General features: G+C 45.4%; 13 protein-coding genes and 1 pseudogene. 4 read left to right on the top strand and 10 right to left on the bottom strand.

The features are described 5' to 3' along the window. Window positions 1–21: 21 nt before the first annotated feature. The 3 genes from R7044_RS21820 to argC form a co-directional block, all read right to left on the bottom strand. Window positions 22–1,236, bottom strand: coding sequence for an argininosuccinate synthase (locus R7044_RS21820; RefSeq protein ID WP_005381332.1), 1,215 nt, complete (start codon window positions 1,234–1,236; stop codon window positions 22–24). An 84-nt stretch (window positions 1,237–1,320) separates the two neighbouring features. Then, window positions 1,321–2,112, bottom strand: coding sequence for an acetylglutamate kinase (argB, locus tag R7044_RS21815; RefSeq protein WP_005381333.1), 792 nt, complete (start codon window positions 2,110–2,112; stop codon window positions 1,321–1,323). A gap of 21 nt (window positions 2,113–2,133) precedes the next feature. Further along, window positions 2,134–3,138 (bottom strand): N-acetyl-gamma-glutamyl-phosphate reductase, encoded by a 1,005-nt coding sequence (gene argC, locus R7044_RS21810; protein ID WP_205391022.1) that lies wholly within the window; start codon window positions 3,136–3,138, stop codon window positions 2,134–2,136. Window positions 3,139–3,282: 144 nt separating this feature from the next. On the opposite strand from argC, the gene argE reads away from it, so the two are divergent. The 3 genes from argE to R7044_RS21795 all read left to right on the top strand — a co-directional run bounded on the left by argE (window position 3,283) and on the right by R7044_RS21795 (window position 8,290). Next, complete coding sequence (gene argE, locus R7044_RS21805) at window positions 3,283–4,419, top strand: acetylornithine deacetylase (protein ID WP_205391023.1); 1,137 nt, start codon at window positions 3,283–3,285, stop codon at window positions 4,417–4,419. Between the two features lie 272 nt (window positions 4,420–4,691). Next, entirely contained in the window at window positions 4,692–7,325 is a 2,634-nt protein-coding gene (gene ppc / locus R7044_RS21800) for a phosphoenolpyruvate carboxylase (protein ID WP_005381336.1), read from the top strand. A 425-nt stretch (window positions 7,326–7,750) separates the two neighbouring features. Further along, on the top strand, window positions 7,751–8,290 hold the full coding sequence (locus tag R7044_RS21795) for a PadR family transcriptional regulator (protein WP_005382791.1): 540 nt from the start codon (window positions 7,751–7,753) through the stop codon (window positions 8,288–8,290). A gap of 70 nt (window positions 8,291–8,360) precedes the next feature. Here R7044_RS21795 and metF read toward each other — a convergent pair whose 3' ends face one another. From metF to R7044_RS21780, 3 genes are all read right to left on the bottom strand, one after another. Then, complete coding sequence (metF, locus tag R7044_RS21790; RefSeq protein WP_005381345.1) at window positions 8,361–9,263, bottom strand: methylenetetrahydrofolate reductase; 903 nt, start codon at window positions 9,261–9,263, stop codon at window positions 8,361–8,363. A gap of 263 nt (window positions 9,264–9,526) precedes the next feature. Next, window positions 9,527–11,935, bottom strand: a complete 2,409-nt coding sequence (locus tag R7044_RS21785; protein WP_213962142.1) for a bifunctional aspartate kinase/homoserine dehydrogenase II — start codon at window positions 11,933–11,935, stop codon at window positions 9,527–9,529. Window positions 11,936–11,950: 15 nt separating this feature from the next. Next, complete coding sequence (locus R7044_RS21780; protein ID WP_005382793.1) at window positions 11,951–13,111, bottom strand: O-succinylhomoserine (thiol)-lyase; 1,161 nt, start codon at window positions 13,109–13,111, stop codon at window positions 11,951–11,953. 225 nt (window positions 13,112–13,336) lie between these two features. On the opposite strand from R7044_RS21780, the gene metJ reads away from it, so the two are divergent. Continuing rightward, on the top strand, window positions 13,337–13,657 hold the full coding sequence (gene metJ / locus R7044_RS21775; RefSeq protein WP_005381353.1) for a met regulon transcriptional regulator MetJ: 321 nt from the start codon (window positions 13,337–13,339) through the stop codon (window positions 13,655–13,657). Between the two features lie 112 nt (window positions 13,658–13,769). On the opposite strand, the gene R7044_RS21770 is transcribed toward metJ, so the two are convergent. The 4 genes and pseudogenes from R7044_RS21770 to R7044_RS21755 all read right to left on the bottom strand — a co-directional run. Then, complete coding sequence (locus tag R7044_RS21770) at window positions 13,770–15,047, bottom strand: malic enzyme-like NAD(P)-binding protein (protein WP_005381358.1); 1,278 nt, start codon at window positions 15,045–15,047, stop codon at window positions 13,770–13,772. A 206-nt stretch (window positions 15,048–15,253) separates the two neighbouring features. Continuing rightward, the gene (bfr, locus tag R7044_RS21765) at window positions 15,254–15,730 is read right to left on the bottom strand and encodes a bacterioferritin (RefSeq protein WP_005381359.1); all 477 of its coding nucleotides are present in this window, start codon (window positions 15,728–15,730) and stop codon (window positions 15,254–15,256) included. A gap of 93 nt (window positions 15,731–15,823) precedes the next feature. After that, window positions 15,824–16,012 carry a (2Fe-2S)-binding protein gene (locus R7044_RS21760; protein ID WP_005381360.1) on the bottom strand — a complete coding sequence of 63 codons (189 nt, stop codon included), beginning with the start codon at window positions 16,010–16,012 and terminating at the stop codon, window positions 15,824–15,826. Window positions 16,013–16,343: 331 nt separating this feature from the next. Next, a pseudogene (locus R7044_RS21755) lies at window positions 16,344–16,414 on the bottom strand (elongation factor Tu); the annotation flags it as partial.

The raw sequence follows: 16,414 nt of genomic DNA, 5'->3' as shown, positions 1-16,414 counted from the left end.
TCCAAGATGGATGTTAATGGATTATTTCTTCTGGCTGTTCAATGCACGAATACGGCTTGATAGCGAGTAAAGACGGATGAACCCACCTGCATGGCTTTGGTCGTAAACTTCATCTTCACCAAAAGTCGCGAACTCTTCTGAATACAAGCTGTTGTCAGAACGTTTTTGCGTCACTGTCGCTTGACCTTTGTAGAGCTTAACAACCACTTCACCGTTAACGTCTTGCGCTAGCTCTTCTGAAGCGGCAAGGATCGATTTACATAGTGGCGTAAACCAACGGCCATCGTATACAAGGTGAGACGCTTTTAGACCTAGCTCCTCACGGAATTCGAATGATGATTTGTCTAGCACAAGCTGCTCTACAGCACGCAGCGCTTCCATCATGATGGTGCCTCCCGGTGTTTCATAACAACCACGAGACTTCATCCCAACAAGACGGTTTTCCACGATATCGATACGGCCAACACCGTGCTTAGCGCCCTTCTCGTTTAGGTAAACCAGTGCGTTGTATGGTGTCATCACTTCACCATCAACTTCGACCACTTCACCTTTTTCTACTTTCAGCGTGACGTATTCCGCTTCATTTGGCGCTTGCTCTGGGTCGACAGTCCACACCCAGCAGTCTTCGTTTGGTGCGTTCCACGTATCTTCTAAAACGCCGCCTTCCGTCGAAATGTGCCATGCGTTTGCATCACGTGAATAGATCTTAGTAAGAGACGCAGAGCAAGGAATATTACGCTCAGCTAGGTAATCCAAACACTCTTCACGGCTCACTAGGTCCCACTCACGCCAAGGTGCAATCACTTGTAAGTCCGGTGCTAGTGCTGCGAATGCGCCTTCAAAACGTACTTGGTCGTTACCTTTACCTGTACAGCCATGACACAGAGCGTCCGCGCCCACTTTACGTGCCACTTCAACCTGCGCTTTGGCAATGATTGGACGCGCCATTGATGTACCTAGCAGGTACTTACCTTCGTAGTACGCGCCGGTTTTTAGCGTTGGGTAAATGTAGTCTGCGACCATTTCTTCTTTCAAGTCAGCGATGTAGCACTCAGAAGCACCAGAGGCTTTTGCTTTCGCTTCAATGCCTTCTAGCTCTTCGGCACCTTGACCAACATCGGCAACGAAAGCCACTACTTCACAGTCGTAGTTCTCTTTTAGCCACGGGATGATTACTGAAGTATCTAGACCGCCTGAGTATGCGACTACCACTTTATTTACGTTCACTTTGCTCATGTTTTTTCTCCAAACTTAACTGGCGCTGCGCTCGGCGGTCAGTGCCAACTACGACTTCCTAATATTGAATTCTTTTGCTGATGCTTATTGAGGCAAGAATTGAGTACCAATACTTTCACCAGCGAATAACTGTGCTAATTTTTCTGGGTAACGCCAGGTCGCGACTTCAATTGGACGGCCAAGATCATTGGCGGCCTCCAAAGCGGCTTTAACTTTGACGATCATGCCATCGGTGATCACATGTCCATCGATCAACGAGTTAGCTTGCTGCTCTGACAGGGTTTTGATCAAATGGCCTTTTCCATCTAATACACCACTCACGTCTGATAACAGGACTAACTCCGCATCTAATGCGCCCGCAACCGCGACTGCTGCTTGATCAGCATTCACATTCATCATCTGGCCATCTTTGGTTAAACCAATTGAACTGATGATCGGCAGTGCACCTGTGTTTAGCACCGCTTGTAATAGTGCTGAGTCACCCGGTGATGCTTTGCCTACCGCGCCGAGTTCTGGGTCAAGTTCTTCAACAAGACACAAACCACCATCCGCAAGGCTAAGGCCCACAGCGTTAAGACCGTCCGCAATCGCTTGACCTTGAAGTAACTTATTCGCAGTGCCTGCAAGCGCGCCTGCAATCACAGGAATTTGATCGTAAGGTGTTACGCGTAAACCGTTTTTCTTTACGGTTTCAAGCTGAAGCTTTGCCATCAACTCATCAACTAGGTAGCCACCGCCATGAACGATGGCGATTTGTCGCTGTGCCGATTTTTGGTAAGCCGCAATGGCACCAAAAAGTTGGCTTAAGGTTTGAGTGCATGATAGAGCTGCACCACCTAGCTTAATGACTAAAGGAGCTTGATTGGTTTGCGTCATCGCATTTCCCTCTTTCAACGACTACAGCAACGCTGTCAGTTCTGGGTAACCGTAATGAATATTGAGACATTGCATCGCTTGACTCGATGCACCTTTAAGTAGGTTGTCGATAGCTGAAATCACAATGATGTGTTCGCCTTGTACCTTCCAGCCGATATCACAGAAAGGGGTATTTTCGACATCCTGAATACGTGGAATACCGTCGCCTTTAAGACGCACCGCAGGCTTGCCTTGATAAGCTTGTTCAAACGCCTGTGCCACTTGTGCTTCTGTCACACCTTGCGCAAGCTTCATGGTGATCGTGGCAAGAATGCCGCGTTTAAAGTTGCCGAGGTGCGGAGTAAAAATCACATCGCAACCCAAGTGCTGAGCAATCTCTGGCTGGTGACGATGGTTAAATACACCATAAGGTTGCAAGCTCACTTCACAGAAGCTGTTAACCATGGAGGCTTTACGCCCGGCACCAGATACACCACTGGTTGCGTTGATCACTGGCCATTGGTTGGTATCGAGCAACGCATGTTCTAATAAAGGTTTGATTGCAAGCTGTGAAGCGGTTGGGTAGCAACCTGCTACTGCAATCAAAGGAGTGGTTTTTATTGATTCTTGGTTCCACTCTGCTAAGCCGTATGCTGCTTTATCTAGCCAGTTGTTATGTTGATGTTCGAAGCCATAAAAAGTGTCGTAAAAGCCTTCACTTTTCACACGGAATGCACCCGATAAATCGAATACCTGACAGCCTGTCTCCAAGAAAGTTGGGGCTAAATCATGGCTGACTTCGTGAGCCGTTGCCAAAAACACCACGTCCGATTCTTGAGCGATTTGCAGTGGATCCGTTAGTGGTAAAACTGGCATATCAATGATGCCCGCTAGCTTACCGTGCAGCTGCGCGATGCTCTTTCCCGCATCAACACTGTTGGCGGAAACGTATAAACCTGATAGCGTGAGTTGTGGGTGTTTATTAACCATTAACGCTAACTCTGCGCCGGTGTAACCGCTGGCTCCAATAATCGTGGTTTTTAGCATTGTGTGACATCCATATACTTAAAGGCTCAAATGACTATTCATATTTAATTTTTGCTTTATTTTGATTTTTTATTCATTAAATATGATTTAATATGTGTTTTACATTTTTATGGTCTGTCTGTCAACAGGAGATTTGAAGAATCCATGCAATTACCAACTTTTCTAGAGGTCTATGAAGGACTCATCAGCACCTCTTCTATCAGCTCCACGGATCCGAGCTGGGATCAGGGCAATGCAAAAGTCATCGAAAAACTCGCATCTTGGTTTAAAGATCTGAGTTTTAGCGTTGAAGTGATCGAAGTCGAGCCAGGCAAGCACAATATGATCGCACGTATGGGTGAGGGTGAAGGTGGCCTTTTACTTGCTGGCCATAGTGATACCGTGCCATTCGATCAAGGGCGATGGAATTTCGATCCGCATAAACTGACGGAAAAAGACAACCGCTTCTACGGTTTAGGCACAGCAGACATGAAAGGCTTTTTCGCCTTTATTTATGAAGCAGTGAAGAAAGTCGATTGGAGCAAGCAGAGCAAACCACTCTACGTATTAGCCACTTGTGACGAAGAGACCACCATGTTGGGCGCGCGACATTTCACAGCAAACGCCCCATTTAAGCCGGATTACTGTATCATTGGTGAACCCACCAGCCTTGTACCAATTCGAGGTCATAAAGGGCATGTGGCAAATGCCATTCGCGTAACAGGCAAGTCCGGTCACTCATCGGACCCAGCGCTTGGCGTTAACGCTATTGAGATCATGCATGAAGTCATGTTCGCCATGATGCAACTGCGTGACAAATTGATTAAAGAATATCACCATCCGGGTTTTGCCATTCCAAGCCCTACCCTAAATCTTGGACACATTCATGGTGGTGACAGCGCTAACCGTATTTGTGGTTGCTGTGAGCTGCATTACGACGTGCGTCCTCTTCCCGGCATTAGCCTTGATGGTTTAGAGAACATGTTGCGCGGAGCATTAAAAGAAGTCGAAGCGAAATGGCCAGGGAGACTGGAGATTATTCCATTGCATGAGCCTATTCCGGGTTACGAATGCGAACATGACCACCCATTTATTGGTGGTGTTGAAGAGATCTGCCAAACCAGTTCAGAAACCGTGAACTACTGTACTGAAGCACCATTTCTACAGCAGTTGTGTCCAACCTTGGTGCTCGGCCCTGGGTCAATCGACCAAGCCCATCAACCGGATGAGTTTCTATCCTTCGACTTTATCGACCCCACAATTGATGTGCTTTCAAAGGCGATGGTCAAGTACTGCTGTTAATACGCGTTTAAGCTCGAAAGTCTGTGCAGCTCGATTGAGCTGCATCTTTTTATCTTCACAATTTAGCGCTAGTCTTAACACTTATTTAACTTGTTATTTTGTAATTAATTTTCACTTCTTACTCTATGGCTGCCGTAAATTTGCTCTAAATCAGGAGACAGCGGAATAATTGCAAACTTAGTCTGCTTTATTTGACTATAACTGGTGCTTTTCGCTAGATTGGAGTCTTAACAAGGACAATGGATGTAGTTTTTTTACGAGGCAGGACGACAATGAACGAGAAATACGCCGCACTCAAAAGTAATGTGCGCATGTTAGGCCACTTATTGGGTAACACCATTCGCGATGCCCATGGCGAAGAAATCTTCGAGAAAGTGGAAACCATTCGTAAATTATCCAAATCAGCTCAAGCAGGGAATCAAGCAGACAGGGACAGCTTGATCGAAGAAATCAAACATCTACCTGATGAGCAGCTAACGCCCGTTACTCGCGCGTTTAACCAATTTCTAAACCTCACCAATATCGCTGAGCAATACCACACGATTTCACGCCATTGTGAAGAGCACATTTGCGAACCAGACGCGATTAACTCGCTGTTTTCTAAACTGGTACAAAACGATGTGAGCAAACTGGACACTGCGCAAGCGGTTCGTGATCTAAATATTGAATTGGTATTGACGGCTCACCCAACAGAAATTACGCGCCGTACGATGATCAACAAACTGGTCAAGATAAATGAGTGCTTATCAAAGTTGGAGCTAAGCGATCTTTCTTCTAAAGAGCGCAGAAAAACCGAACGCCGCCTAGAGCAACTGATTGCCCAAGGCTGGCATTCAGACGTGATTCGACAACAACGCCCTACTCCGTTGGATGAAGCAAAGTGGGGCTTTGCGGTCGTTGAAAACTCGCTATGGGAAGCAGTACCGGATTTCCTACGTGAGATGAATGACCGTCTAAAATCTTACCTTGGAGAAGGTTTACCCATTGATGCTCGCCCAGTGCACTTCTCCTCTTGGATGGGCGGTGACCGTGACGGTAACCCGTTTGTTACTCACAACGTTACGCGTGAAGTCTTACTTTTGTCTCGTTGGAAAGCCGCCGATCTTTATCTCAATGACATCAACGAATTGATCAGCGAGCTGTCTATGACAGTTTCAAACGATCAAGTCCGTGAGCTTGCTGGCGAAGATCAGCACGAACCATACCGTGCGATCCTGAAGCAATTACGCACTCTGCTCAATGAAACCAAAGATATTCTCGATGCTAAGATCCACGGTCAAAAGCTGGCTGTTAAAGCACCACTGCAAAAAGTCGAGCAACTTTGGGAACCGCTGTATGCCTGCTACCAGTCACTAAACGAATGTGGCATGGGTGTAATAGCCAACGGCTCATTACTGGATACACTACGCCGCGTAAAAGCATTTGGTATCCATCTTGTACGTCTTGATATCCGCCAAGAGAGCACGCGTCACTCAGACGTCTTGTCTGAACTAACTCGCTACTTAGGTATTGGTGATTACGAACAATGGAGCGAGCAAGATAAGATTGCTTTTCTAACTAACGAGCTGGCATCTAAACGTCCGCTTCTCCCTCGTGATTGGGAACCGTCTGAACCCGTCAAAGAGGTTTTGGATACCTGTAAGATTGTTGCAGCACAACCGCGTGAAGCGTTTGGCGCTTACGTTATTTCAATGGCACGTACCGCCTCTGACGTACTAGCCGTTCATCTACTGCTACAAGAAGCTGGTTGCCCTTACCGCATGGATGTGTGTCCTCTGTTCGAAACGCTAGACGATTTGAACAACGCAGAATCGGTCATCAAGCAGCTTATGGGGATTGACCTTTACCGTGGTTTTATCCAAAACCACCAGATGGTCATGATTGGTTACTCTGACTCAGCGAAAGATGCAGGTGTTATGTCTGCAGGTTGGGCTCAGTATCATGCGATGGAATCGTTAGTTAAAGTGGCTGAAGAAGAAGGCGTTGAGCTAACTTTATTCCATGGTCGTGGGGGCACAGTCGGTCGCGGTGGCGCACCTGCGCATGCTGCGCTTTTGTCGCAACCACCAAAAAGCTTGAAAGGCGGTTTACGTGTAACAGAGCAAGGCGAGATGATCCGCTTTAAACTGGGACTCCCAGATGTCGCAGTAAACAGCTTTAACCTATATGCAAGTGCGATTCTGGAAGCCAACTTGTTACCGCCACCAGAGCCAAAACAAGAATGGCGCGACTTGATGGAAGTGCTATCAGAAGTAAGCTGTGAGTCTTACCGAAATGTGGTTCGTGGCGAGCCAGATTTCGTGCCTTACTTCCGCCAAGCAACACCAGAACTCGAACTCGGCAAGTTGCCACTTGGTTCTCGTCCTGCAAAACGCAACCCTAAGGGCGGAGTAGAAAGCTTACGTGCAATCCCGTGGATCTTCTCATGGAGTCAAAACCGTTTGGTACTTCCTGCATGGCTAGGCGCAGGTGAAGCGATTCAATACTCGATCGATAAAGGCCACCAAGCATTGCTCGAAGAGATGTGCCGCGAATGGCCATTTTTCTCAACTCGTCTCGGCATGCTGGAAATGGTGTACTCGAAGTGTAATATTGATATCTCTCGCTACTACGATGAGCGATTGGTGGATGAGTCGCTCCGTCCACTCGGTGAAAAGCTTCGTGCTCAGCTTCAAGAAGACATCAAAGCGGTACTGAATGTAGAGAACAATGAAAACTTGATGCAGCATGACCCTTGGGGACTCGAGTCTATTCGCTTACGCAATATCTACGTTGAGCCATTGAATATGCTACAAGCAGAGCTGCTATACCGCACGCGTCAAACCGAAGAAGCTTCTGCAAACTTGGAAGAAGCGTTGATGGTGACGATTGCTGGTATTGCTGCAGGTATGCGCAACACAGGCTAATCGTTTCATTTTTAATAGAAAGCTGGGCAAATGCTCAGCTTTTTTTTATCACAGGATAATCGCACCAAAACAAAGGCAGTTAAATATACCACTAGAGACCCAAAAAATACCAAAACAAAAGAATAAAAAACCACAAGTTAACACTATTGATTATTATGTTAGTTTTTTAGGGTAATTTTGTCCTACTATTCCACTTCATGCTTATTATTTATATACTACTTGCCTGCTGAGAGCTCATAAATCCAATCATACCTGCTCCAGCCTTGATGGGACTCCCCATCTCTCTAGGTGATAAACGGCTTTAAGGTGACAGGACCAACATTGTTGGTGCTACTTATACATTAAAAAACTCAAGTGCCAGTAAGAGCGCAGCTGAAAGTATAAGTAGCTTGTTTACAAGTTTATTGACCATTTGGATTGAAGACATGTCATTACCACACGTAATCTTAACTGTTCTTAGCACTCGCGACGCAACCGGTTACGATATCACTAAAGAATTCTCTGCTAGCATCGGTTACTTCTGGAAAGCAAGCCACCAACAGGTGTACCGTGAACTCAACAAAATGGCTGAGAAAGAACTGGTTACTTGCGTATTAGAACCCCAAGAAGGCAAACCAGACCGCAAGGTTTACTCCATTACAGACGCTGGTCGCAGCGCTTTAGGAGAGTGGTTTGATCAACCAACTGCACACCCAACAGTTCGTGATGAGTTTTCAGCGAAATTGATGGCATGTGCCGTTCAACCAGCGGCTCCATTCCGTGACCAACTCGCCGAGCTAGTTGAAGAGTCTCGCAAACTGGTTTCTCACTACAAAGAAATTGAAGCGGCTTACTACGCAACGCCGTCAACTTTAGATAAACAAGCTCGCCTAGAACGTCTAACGCTTCGCCGTAACCTACTGTTACGTGAAACTTGGATCACTTGGGCAGAAGAAGTTCTAACTGAACTTGAAGTGATTGGTTAAACTCCTTTTGCTTTGATAAAACGAAAAAGGCTTGCCACTTGGCAAGCCTTTTATCTTTTTGAAACTAGGTTTACGCACCGACTACTGCGCGAGGACGAACACCCAACGTATGGCATAACGCGTAAGTCATCTCTGCACGGTTTAGTGTGTAGAAGTGAAAATCCTTAACCCCTTCACGACTCAGTACACGCACCATATCAATAGCTTGGCTAGCTCCTACAAGCTGGCGAGTCACCGGATCATCATCCAAGCCATCGAATTGTTTGCTCATCCATCCTGGTACTTTCACATTGTTCTGTGCCGCAAAGCGAGAAGCTTGCTTAAAGTTCGATACAGGCAAAATTCCTGGCACAATCTCTACGTCAATTCCTGCTGCGACACAACGGTCACGGAATCGCAGGTAAGACTCAACGTCAAAAAAGAACTGAGTAATAGCACGGTTTGCACCTGCATCTACCTTACGTTTTAGGTTCAATAAGTCAGACTGTGCGCTTTTAGCTTCAGGGTGAACCTCAGGGAATGCAGCAACGGAGATATCGAAATCGTGGCGTGATTTCAGCAGCTCAACCAAATCCGAGGCATACATATCAGGCGCACCGCCACCTGGAGGAATATCACCACGCAGAGCGACGATATTTTCAATACCATTGTTCCAATAGTCATCGGCAATATTAATCAGCTCTTCACGAGTCGCATCAATACAAGTGAGATGGGGAGCGGCAACCAATCCGGTTGTTGCTTTAATTTCTTTAATGATGGAGTGTGTTCTGTCACGCTCGCCGGAGTTCGCACCGTAAGTCACAGAAACAAATTTAGGTTGAAGCGTTTTAAGACGGTGCACTGAATTCCAAAGTGTTTCTTCCATCTTAGCGCTGCTTGGCGGAAAAAACTCAAACGATACATTGATGTTATCTGATAACTCAGCAATATTCTGGTTCAAGGCGTCGATATGGCCTGCGTGCGTATATCCCATCTTACTCTCCCTGCGGCACTCCGCCACGAAAACAAATCCTTAAAATCGACGTTTAGACGTCTATATGTCTACAGAATGTATTGAATACGATTTAATGTCAACCTTGTAATTATGAATTTTTCTCAAGTTAATAATGAAGATAGTTCAAGTTTCTACTTGAGCATCATCTCACCATTTTGCACGGGTTATGACTTCAGTATGGCACTGATAGGGGAATAAAAAACCCTGGATTAATTCCAGGGGTTTTTAGGTCAATCGCAACTTTAAAATAAACCAGCCAATCGGTTGAGGTCGGATTGAATAGCGCCGGCTGTCACTTCTCTGCCTGCGCCTGGTCCTCGAATGACCAGAGGGTTATCTTTGTACCACTTGCTCTCTATGGCAAAAATGTTATCGCATGGCAATAAGTTGGCGAGCGCGTGCTCACGAGATAACGCTTCGACTCCCACCGTTGCTTTACCATTTTTTTCTAAACGCGCCACATAGCGAAGCACTTGATCGTTTCTCTGTGCTTTTGTCAGACGCTCTTGAAGTATTTCACTCAACAACGCTCCATTATCGAAGAAATCATCTAAGCTCAGTTCTCTTAATTCTTCTGGCACCAAAGACTCAACTTTAACGCTGTCTGGTTCTATATCTAGGCCCGACTCTCGAGCCAAGATGACTAACTTGCGCATTACATCGGAGCCATCTAAATCAGAACGAGGATCAGGTTCGGTTAAACCTTGCTGCCAAGCAAGATCGACTAAATCATTAAATGGCACAGAACCATCAAACTGTTGGAACAGCCATGATAGCGTCCCCGAGAAAATACCCGATAGAGCGACGATTTCATCCCCACTTTCACGAAGATCTCGCACGGTATGGTTTATCGGTAACCCAGCACCCACCGTTGCGTTGTATAGCCAATGACGACCAATTTTAGCGAATGCATCTTGAACCTGATGGTAGTACTGGCTATCTGCGGAACCGGCAACTTTGTTAGCGGAAATCAAATGAATGCCTTGCTGTGCGATTTCTACGTAGCGCTGAGCCAACTCTTTACTCGCGGTAACATCAAGCACGACGGCTTCATCGTAGCTTTTAAGCGCTCCCAAACGTGCCAGCCAATCCCCATTGTTTGCTATGCTTTCATCATCAAATCGTTCAGCTACACTCGCCGCCTCAATACCTTGCTCATCGAACCAATAGGTTTGGCTATCCACAACCGCGACAAGATCAAAGCTCATACCATGACGTTTTTCGAGCTCACTTTTTTGCGTCGCAAATAAATTTAACCAACTAGAACCAATATTACCCTTGCCACATAAAGCCACTGCCACGCGTTTTTGCGCTTGGAACAACTGGCTATGAATCGTTTGAACCAACGCCTCGGTATCAGTACGGCGCAAAACAGCGACTAGGCTCAGTCCTGAGTCTGTTTCAGAGATAAATTCTACCGGAGAGTGCTTTAGCTTCTGATAAAAGCCAAAGCAATGATTGGCGTTTTTCGTAACGCCTGCACCTACCGCAGCTAAGAGCGAGTAACCTTCTTTTAGCTTAATTTCTGCCTCCACCGCAAGCTCTTGCAAGTATTTCAATGCACCACCGGCGATTTCTGCGGTGTAAGCCAAGCGTAGCGTGTACTGATCGGATTGAGCTTCAAATGCCAGTGGCTCTAATTGTGCGCGCTGCAACGCTTGTAATACATCACTCTGTGTTTTTTCGAAGTCGTGCCCATGCATGAAAGACAACTGCACCAATAAAACATCATCCAGTGAAGTAATAATTTTAGCGCCACGACCAGATGCCAATACACGCTCAATACGAGTAGAACCCGACTCTGGCAGATAGCTACACTTGAGATTAAGGTCCATGGTACTTTGCGCCACAGGCTGAAGCGTACGACTGTGTAGCACTGGGGCAGCTAAGCGAGCAAGTTCACTGGCTTCATCCAATCGAAGTAACGGTAATAAACAAGCGTCAGACACCAAACGTGGATCGGCACTATAGACACCAGCAACATCACTCCAAATAGTGACAGTACTGACTTCAGCAAGCGCGCCTATGACCGTTGCAGAATAGTCAGAGCCGTTACGACCAAGTAGAATGGTTTCTCCTGCCTCGTTCTGAGCCATAAAGCCAGTAATTACCACACGTTTATGGTTATGCTGCGCGAGGATCTCTTTAATTAAAGGGTATGAACGAGCGCGATCAACCTCTGGTTGAGTTCCCGCTTCTGCACGTAAAAACGCTCGTGCATCTTGTGCAACCGCAGGGATAGAACGTTGAGATAATAACGCGGCCAATAGGCGAGCAGACCATACTTCTCCGTGCCCCAGTACCGCGGCTTTTTGCGCATTAGTGAGTGGTGCAGTCAGCTCCGAGAGAGTACTGAACTCATCATGTAATAAAGCTAACAGCTCTTCTTTTGCTTCACTCTCCAACAAGCTTTCTATTAGCTCAGTTTGAAACTGTCTTAAGCTTTGAAGCGCTTCATGCGCAATTCGGCCATCTTTATTTAACCCTTCCAAAAACTCAATCAAGCGGTTAGTGGTTTTTCCTGCAGCAGAGACGACCACCAGATCATTTTCTGTCGAATACTCCTTGAGAATACCCACAACGCGTAAGTAGCATTCTGGGTTTGCTAAGCTACTGCCACCAAACTTATGCAGCTGACGTTGTACAGTCATTGTTATCGTCTCCTATTACTGGGTAGCTTTAGCGAACGCTTGTTCTAAATCTGTGATGAGGTCTTGTGCATCTTCCAAACCGACAGACAAACGCAATAGTTGATGAGAGACCCCAGCCTCCGCCAGCGCCTCCTCACCCATTGCACGGTGCGTCATGGATGCTGGGTGGCAAATCAAACTTTCTACACCACCTAATGACTCTGCTAATGAAAACAGTTGGAGCTCTTTCACAAACACCTTTAACTGCTCAAACGAACCAGCAAACTCAAAACTCAACATAGAGCCAAAGCCCGTTTGCTGCTTTTTAGCAATGTCGTGACCTGGATGTTCCGGCAGGCTTGGATGATAGATAGTTTTAACTAACGCTTGTTTCTGTAGGTAAGCTAGTACCTGCTGTGAGCTCTCTTCATGTACTCTCATACGAGCAGCAAGCGTACGAATACCTCGCAGTGTCATGTAACTATCGAAAGGTGTGCCCGTTGCACCAATACAATTACCCCACCATGCAAGCTCTTCTGCATGCGCTTCTGTGTTGGTGATGATTACCCCACCAATTACGTCCGAATGACCGTTGATGTACTTTGTTGTGGAGTGGATAACAAAATCCGCACCTAGCTCTAAAGGTTTTTGGTACACGGGTGTCAAAAAGGTATTGTCCACCGCAACTAACGCGCCGATTTGTTTCGCTTTTTCACAAGTAGCTGCAATATCCACTACGCGAACCAGAGGGTTTGACGGAGTTTCTAGCAAAATGAGTTTTGGTTTTTGTGCCAATGCAGCATCTAAAGCCTGTTCGTCTGATTGATCGACAAACTGAACCTTAAAATCGCCTTTGTTAGCTCGGGTATTAAAAAGACGATAGGTACCACCATAACAATCGTGAGGAGCAATAATGAGATCATCTGGGCCGAGAAAAGCGGAAACCCATAAATTTAATGCCGACGTACCGCAGTTAGTAACAACCGCTCCTTTTCCAGACTCGAGTTCAGATAGCGCACTTTCCAACAGTCCGCGGTTTGGATTACCAGATCGTGTGTAATCATACTTGGGCACTTCACCAAAAGCAGGAAAACCATAGTTAGTGGAAAGATAAATAGGTGGAACGACAGCATGATATTGGCTGTCTGATTCAATACCAGTGCGTACTGCAATGGTCGCAGGTTTGCGAGTGCTCATGGGTGTATCCTTTCACGGGTAATGACTTCTAAATAGGAATGCGCTATATCTAATGAGTAACATAAAGTGATCAACACGCTTCCTTTGCTGTTATGTTCACTTTACTCGTCAAAAAATGAGACGTCAACACTTCTAGACGTCTATATGTCTTTGCTTATGGCGGTAAATGCAGCTAAAATCAGCACCTAAATTATTTTTAACCGATTACATAAATGAAGGTGTGCAATGGCTGACTGGAATGGCGAATACATTAGCCCATATGCAGAGCACGGCAAAAAAAGCGAACAAGTAAAAAAAATTACCGTCTCTATCCCGCTAAAAGTTTTAAAGGTGCTAACTGATGAGCGTACTCGCCGTCAGATCAATAACTTACGCCATGCAACCAATAGTGAATTGCTATGCGAGGCATTTTTGCACGCGTACACAGGTCAGCCACTTCCGACAGATGAAGACCTTCGTAAAGACCGTCCTGATGATATTCCAACAGAAGTAAAAGCGCTGATGACGGAAATGGGCATCGAATTTGAGTCATTCGACGAAGAATAAAAAAGCCTGATAAGAGGTTTCAGGTAATAACTCTTGCCTCGAGCCAAATGAATGACATAAAAAATGGGACGCAATAGCGTCCCATTTTTGTGTATCACATCTGAAAGATATATTACTCTGCCATGTAGTTTTCAGGCATCTCGATACGAGCTACACCTGAATTAACCGCCGCCTGAGCAACCGCTTTTGCAACACGTGGTAGCAAACGTGAATCCATTGGTTTTGGAATAATATAGTCCGCACCAAACTCTAGCTTATCAACACCTGCAGCCTTCAATACGGCTTCAGGTACAGGCTCTTTTGCTAGCTCACGAATCGCCTCAACGGCTGCAAGTTTCATTTCATCATTGATTTCACTTGCACGCACATCAAGAGCACCGCGGAAAATGAATGGGAAACACAATACGTTGTTAACTTGGTTAGGATAATCACTACGGCCAGTACCCATGATCAAGTCATCACGAACTGCGTGAGCAAGTTCCGGCTTGATTTCAGGATCCGGGTTAGAACATGCGAATACGATTGGCTTATCTGCCATCAACTTCAACGCTTCCGCTGGCAATAGGTTTGGACCAGATACACCTAGGAACAGATCTGCACCTTCAATCACGTCTTCTAGTGTGCGCTTATCTGTATTGTTCGCAAATAGCTGCTTATATTCATTAAGATCATCACGACGAGTGTGAATCACACCTTTGCGATCTAGCATGTAGATTTTTTCGCGCATTGCGCCGCATTTGATCAGAAGCTCCATACACGCTACAGCGGCAGCGCCAGCGCCAAGACAAACAATTGTTGAATCTTCAAGTTTCTTACCTTGAAGTTCGATTGCATTCAGCATACCCGCTGCCGTTACAATAGCAGTACCATGTTGATCATCGTGGAATACTGGTACATCACAACGTTCAATCAGACGCTTTTCAATCTCAAAACAGTCTGGTGCTTTAATATCTTCAAGGTTGATACCGCCAAAAGTGTCTGCAATGCTCGCAACAGTATCAACAAATTCATCGATCGTGCGGTGCTTAACTTCAATATCAATAGAGTCAAGACCTGCAAAACGCTTAAACAGTAACGCTTTACCTTCCATCACTGGCTTAGATGCAAGTGGACCTAGGTTACCTAGACCTAGAATAGCGGTACCGTTAGAAATAACAGCAACCATGTTCCCTTTTGCAGTGTACTTGTACACGTTATCCGGGTTTTGTGCGATTTCACGCACTGGCTCTGCAACACCAGGGCTATATGCAAGGGCAAGATCACCCGCCGTTTCCGCAGGCTTTGTCAGTTCGACAGCAATCTTTCCTGGAGTTGGATAAGCATGGTAATCCAATGCTTTTTGGCGATGTTCTTCTTCTGGAGTGGCTGCTTGGTGGTTGTCTTCAGACATGGACGTTTCTCTTTTTTATTTTTAGGTAAGGGGGCATAAATTCTATCGGATAGAAATCAAACTTCATAGGCAAGATTGCGAGCAATATCCTTAAAAAGCCGATAATAAAAGAGATTAGACCAGATAACGGGGTTAAGCACCCGATTTTCGAGTCAGGTGCTCTTTCTTCTTACTATTATTGGAGTATGCAAACTTAGAAAGTATCGTTACTCTTCGTCCACGTATTGCGCTTGGAGATAATTCTCAATACCAGACATTTCAATCAAGCCAAGTTGCGTCTCTAGCCAATCAACATGTTCTTCTTCATCTTCAAGAATATCTTGGAAGAGATCTCGAGACACATAATCTCGAATGTCTTCAGCGTAGGCAATCGCATCTTTTAAATCTGGAATAGCCGCCATTTCAAGCTTTAAGTCACACTCGAGCATTTCCTTGGTATCTTCACCAATCATCAACTTACCTAAATCTTGTAGGTTCGGTAGGCCTTCAAGGAACAAAATACGCTCAATTAGATGATCGGCATGCTTCATCTCATCGATAGATTCGTGATATTCCTTGTCTGCTAGGTGCTTTAAGCCCCAGTCTTTATACATTCGGGCGTGAAGAAAATACTGATTAATAGCGACGAGCTCGTTACCGAGCACTTTATTGAGATGTTGAATGATGATTGGATCGCCTTTCATGACAAAACCCTCCTCTTTGGCTTCATTTAAATGTAGAAGCAAATGAGAAGGTGTCAAAATGTAAGGCAAATAATTACTGCATACTTACAGCAATTAGCTGGCTTGTTTAAATTCCGTGTAACTAGTTTCCGCTAAAATTTCCTTGGCCTGTCTGATGCACTTACCACATTGGCTGCCCAATGCCGTGCACTTTTTGATTCCTTTAATATCTGTTACGCCTTCATCTATCGCCAACTTCCTAATTTTTTTGTCGGAGACACCATGGCAAAGACAAACGTACATACTCAAAAAACCTATAAAACTAATCTGTGACAAACAATATAAACAAGAATAGTTCTTGTTACCAGTCGCATTATGGTGTCCGCTCAGAATATTTGGTTATAACGATTTTACCGCTGCAGGAAAAGATCAAAGGGTTAAGAGGGGTGAGTAAAAGCGTTAAGAAACAAAGCCGGTAAAACTCTGTTTTTAAATCGAAAAAGTGACGTCTTTTATTTCAACACTTATAACTAAATGTAATCTAGAAATGAAAAAGGGAAGCCTAAGCTTCCCTTTTCGATGCGCTTTCTTCAAAAAGAAGAACAGTGCAAGATTTCGTTTAATTCGTTATGAATTAGTCGAAGATCTTAGCAACAACACCAGCACCTACTGTACGGCCACCTTCACGGATCGCGAAACGTAGAC

It is taken from the genome of Vibrio sp. 1402 (assembly GCF_033340275.1).
The sequence above is the reverse complement of the archived record's forward strand: the minus strand, read 5'-3'. Positions and strand labels throughout refer to the sequence as shown.

Bases quoted from the DNA above. Each gene is read 5' to 3' on its own strand.
- R7044_RS21820 (WP_005381332.1), bottom strand. From the start codon at position 1,236: ATGAGCAAAGTGAACGTAAATAAAGTGGTAGTCGCATACTCAGGCGGT.
- argB (WP_005381333.1), bottom strand. From the start codon at position 2,112: ATGACGCAAACCAATCAAGCTCCTTTAGTCATTAAGCTAGGTGGTGCA.
- argC (WP_205391022.1), bottom strand. From the start codon at position 3,138: ATGCTAAAAACCACGATTATTGGAGCCAGCGGTTACACCGGCGCAGAG.
- argE (WP_205391023.1), top strand. From the start codon at position 3,283: ATGCAATTACCAACTTTTCTAGAGGTCTATGAAGGACTCATCAGCACC.
- ppc (WP_005381336.1), top strand. From the start codon at position 4,692: ATGAACGAGAAATACGCCGCACTCAAAAGTAATGTGCGCATGTTAGGC.
- R7044_RS21795 (WP_005382791.1), top strand. From the start codon at position 7,751: ATGTCATTACCACACGTAATCTTAACTGTTCTTAGCACTCGCGACGCA.
- metF (WP_005381345.1), bottom strand. From the start codon at position 9,263: ATGGGATATACGCACGCAGGCCATATCGACGCCTTGAACCAGAATATT.
- R7044_RS21785 (WP_213962142.1), bottom strand. From the start codon at position 11,935: ATGACTGTACAACGTCAGCTGCATAAGTTTGGTGGCAGTAGCTTAGCA.
- R7044_RS21780 (WP_005382793.1), bottom strand. From the start codon at position 13,111: ATGAGCACTCGCAAACCTGCGACCATTGCAGTACGCACTGGTATTGAA.
- metJ (WP_005381353.1), top strand. From the start codon at position 13,337: ATGGCTGACTGGAATGGCGAATACATTAGCCCATATGCAGAGCACGGC.
- R7044_RS21770 (WP_005381358.1), bottom strand. From the start codon at position 15,047: ATGTCTGAAGACAACCACCAAGCAGCCACTCCAGAAGAAGAACATCGC.
- bfr (WP_005381359.1), bottom strand. From the start codon at position 15,730: ATGAAAGGCGATCCAATCATCATTCAACATCTCAATAAAGTGCTCGGT.
- R7044_RS21760 (WP_005381360.1), bottom strand. From the start codon at position 16,012: ATGTACGTTTGTCTTTGCCATGGTGTCTCCGACAAAAAAATTAGGAAG.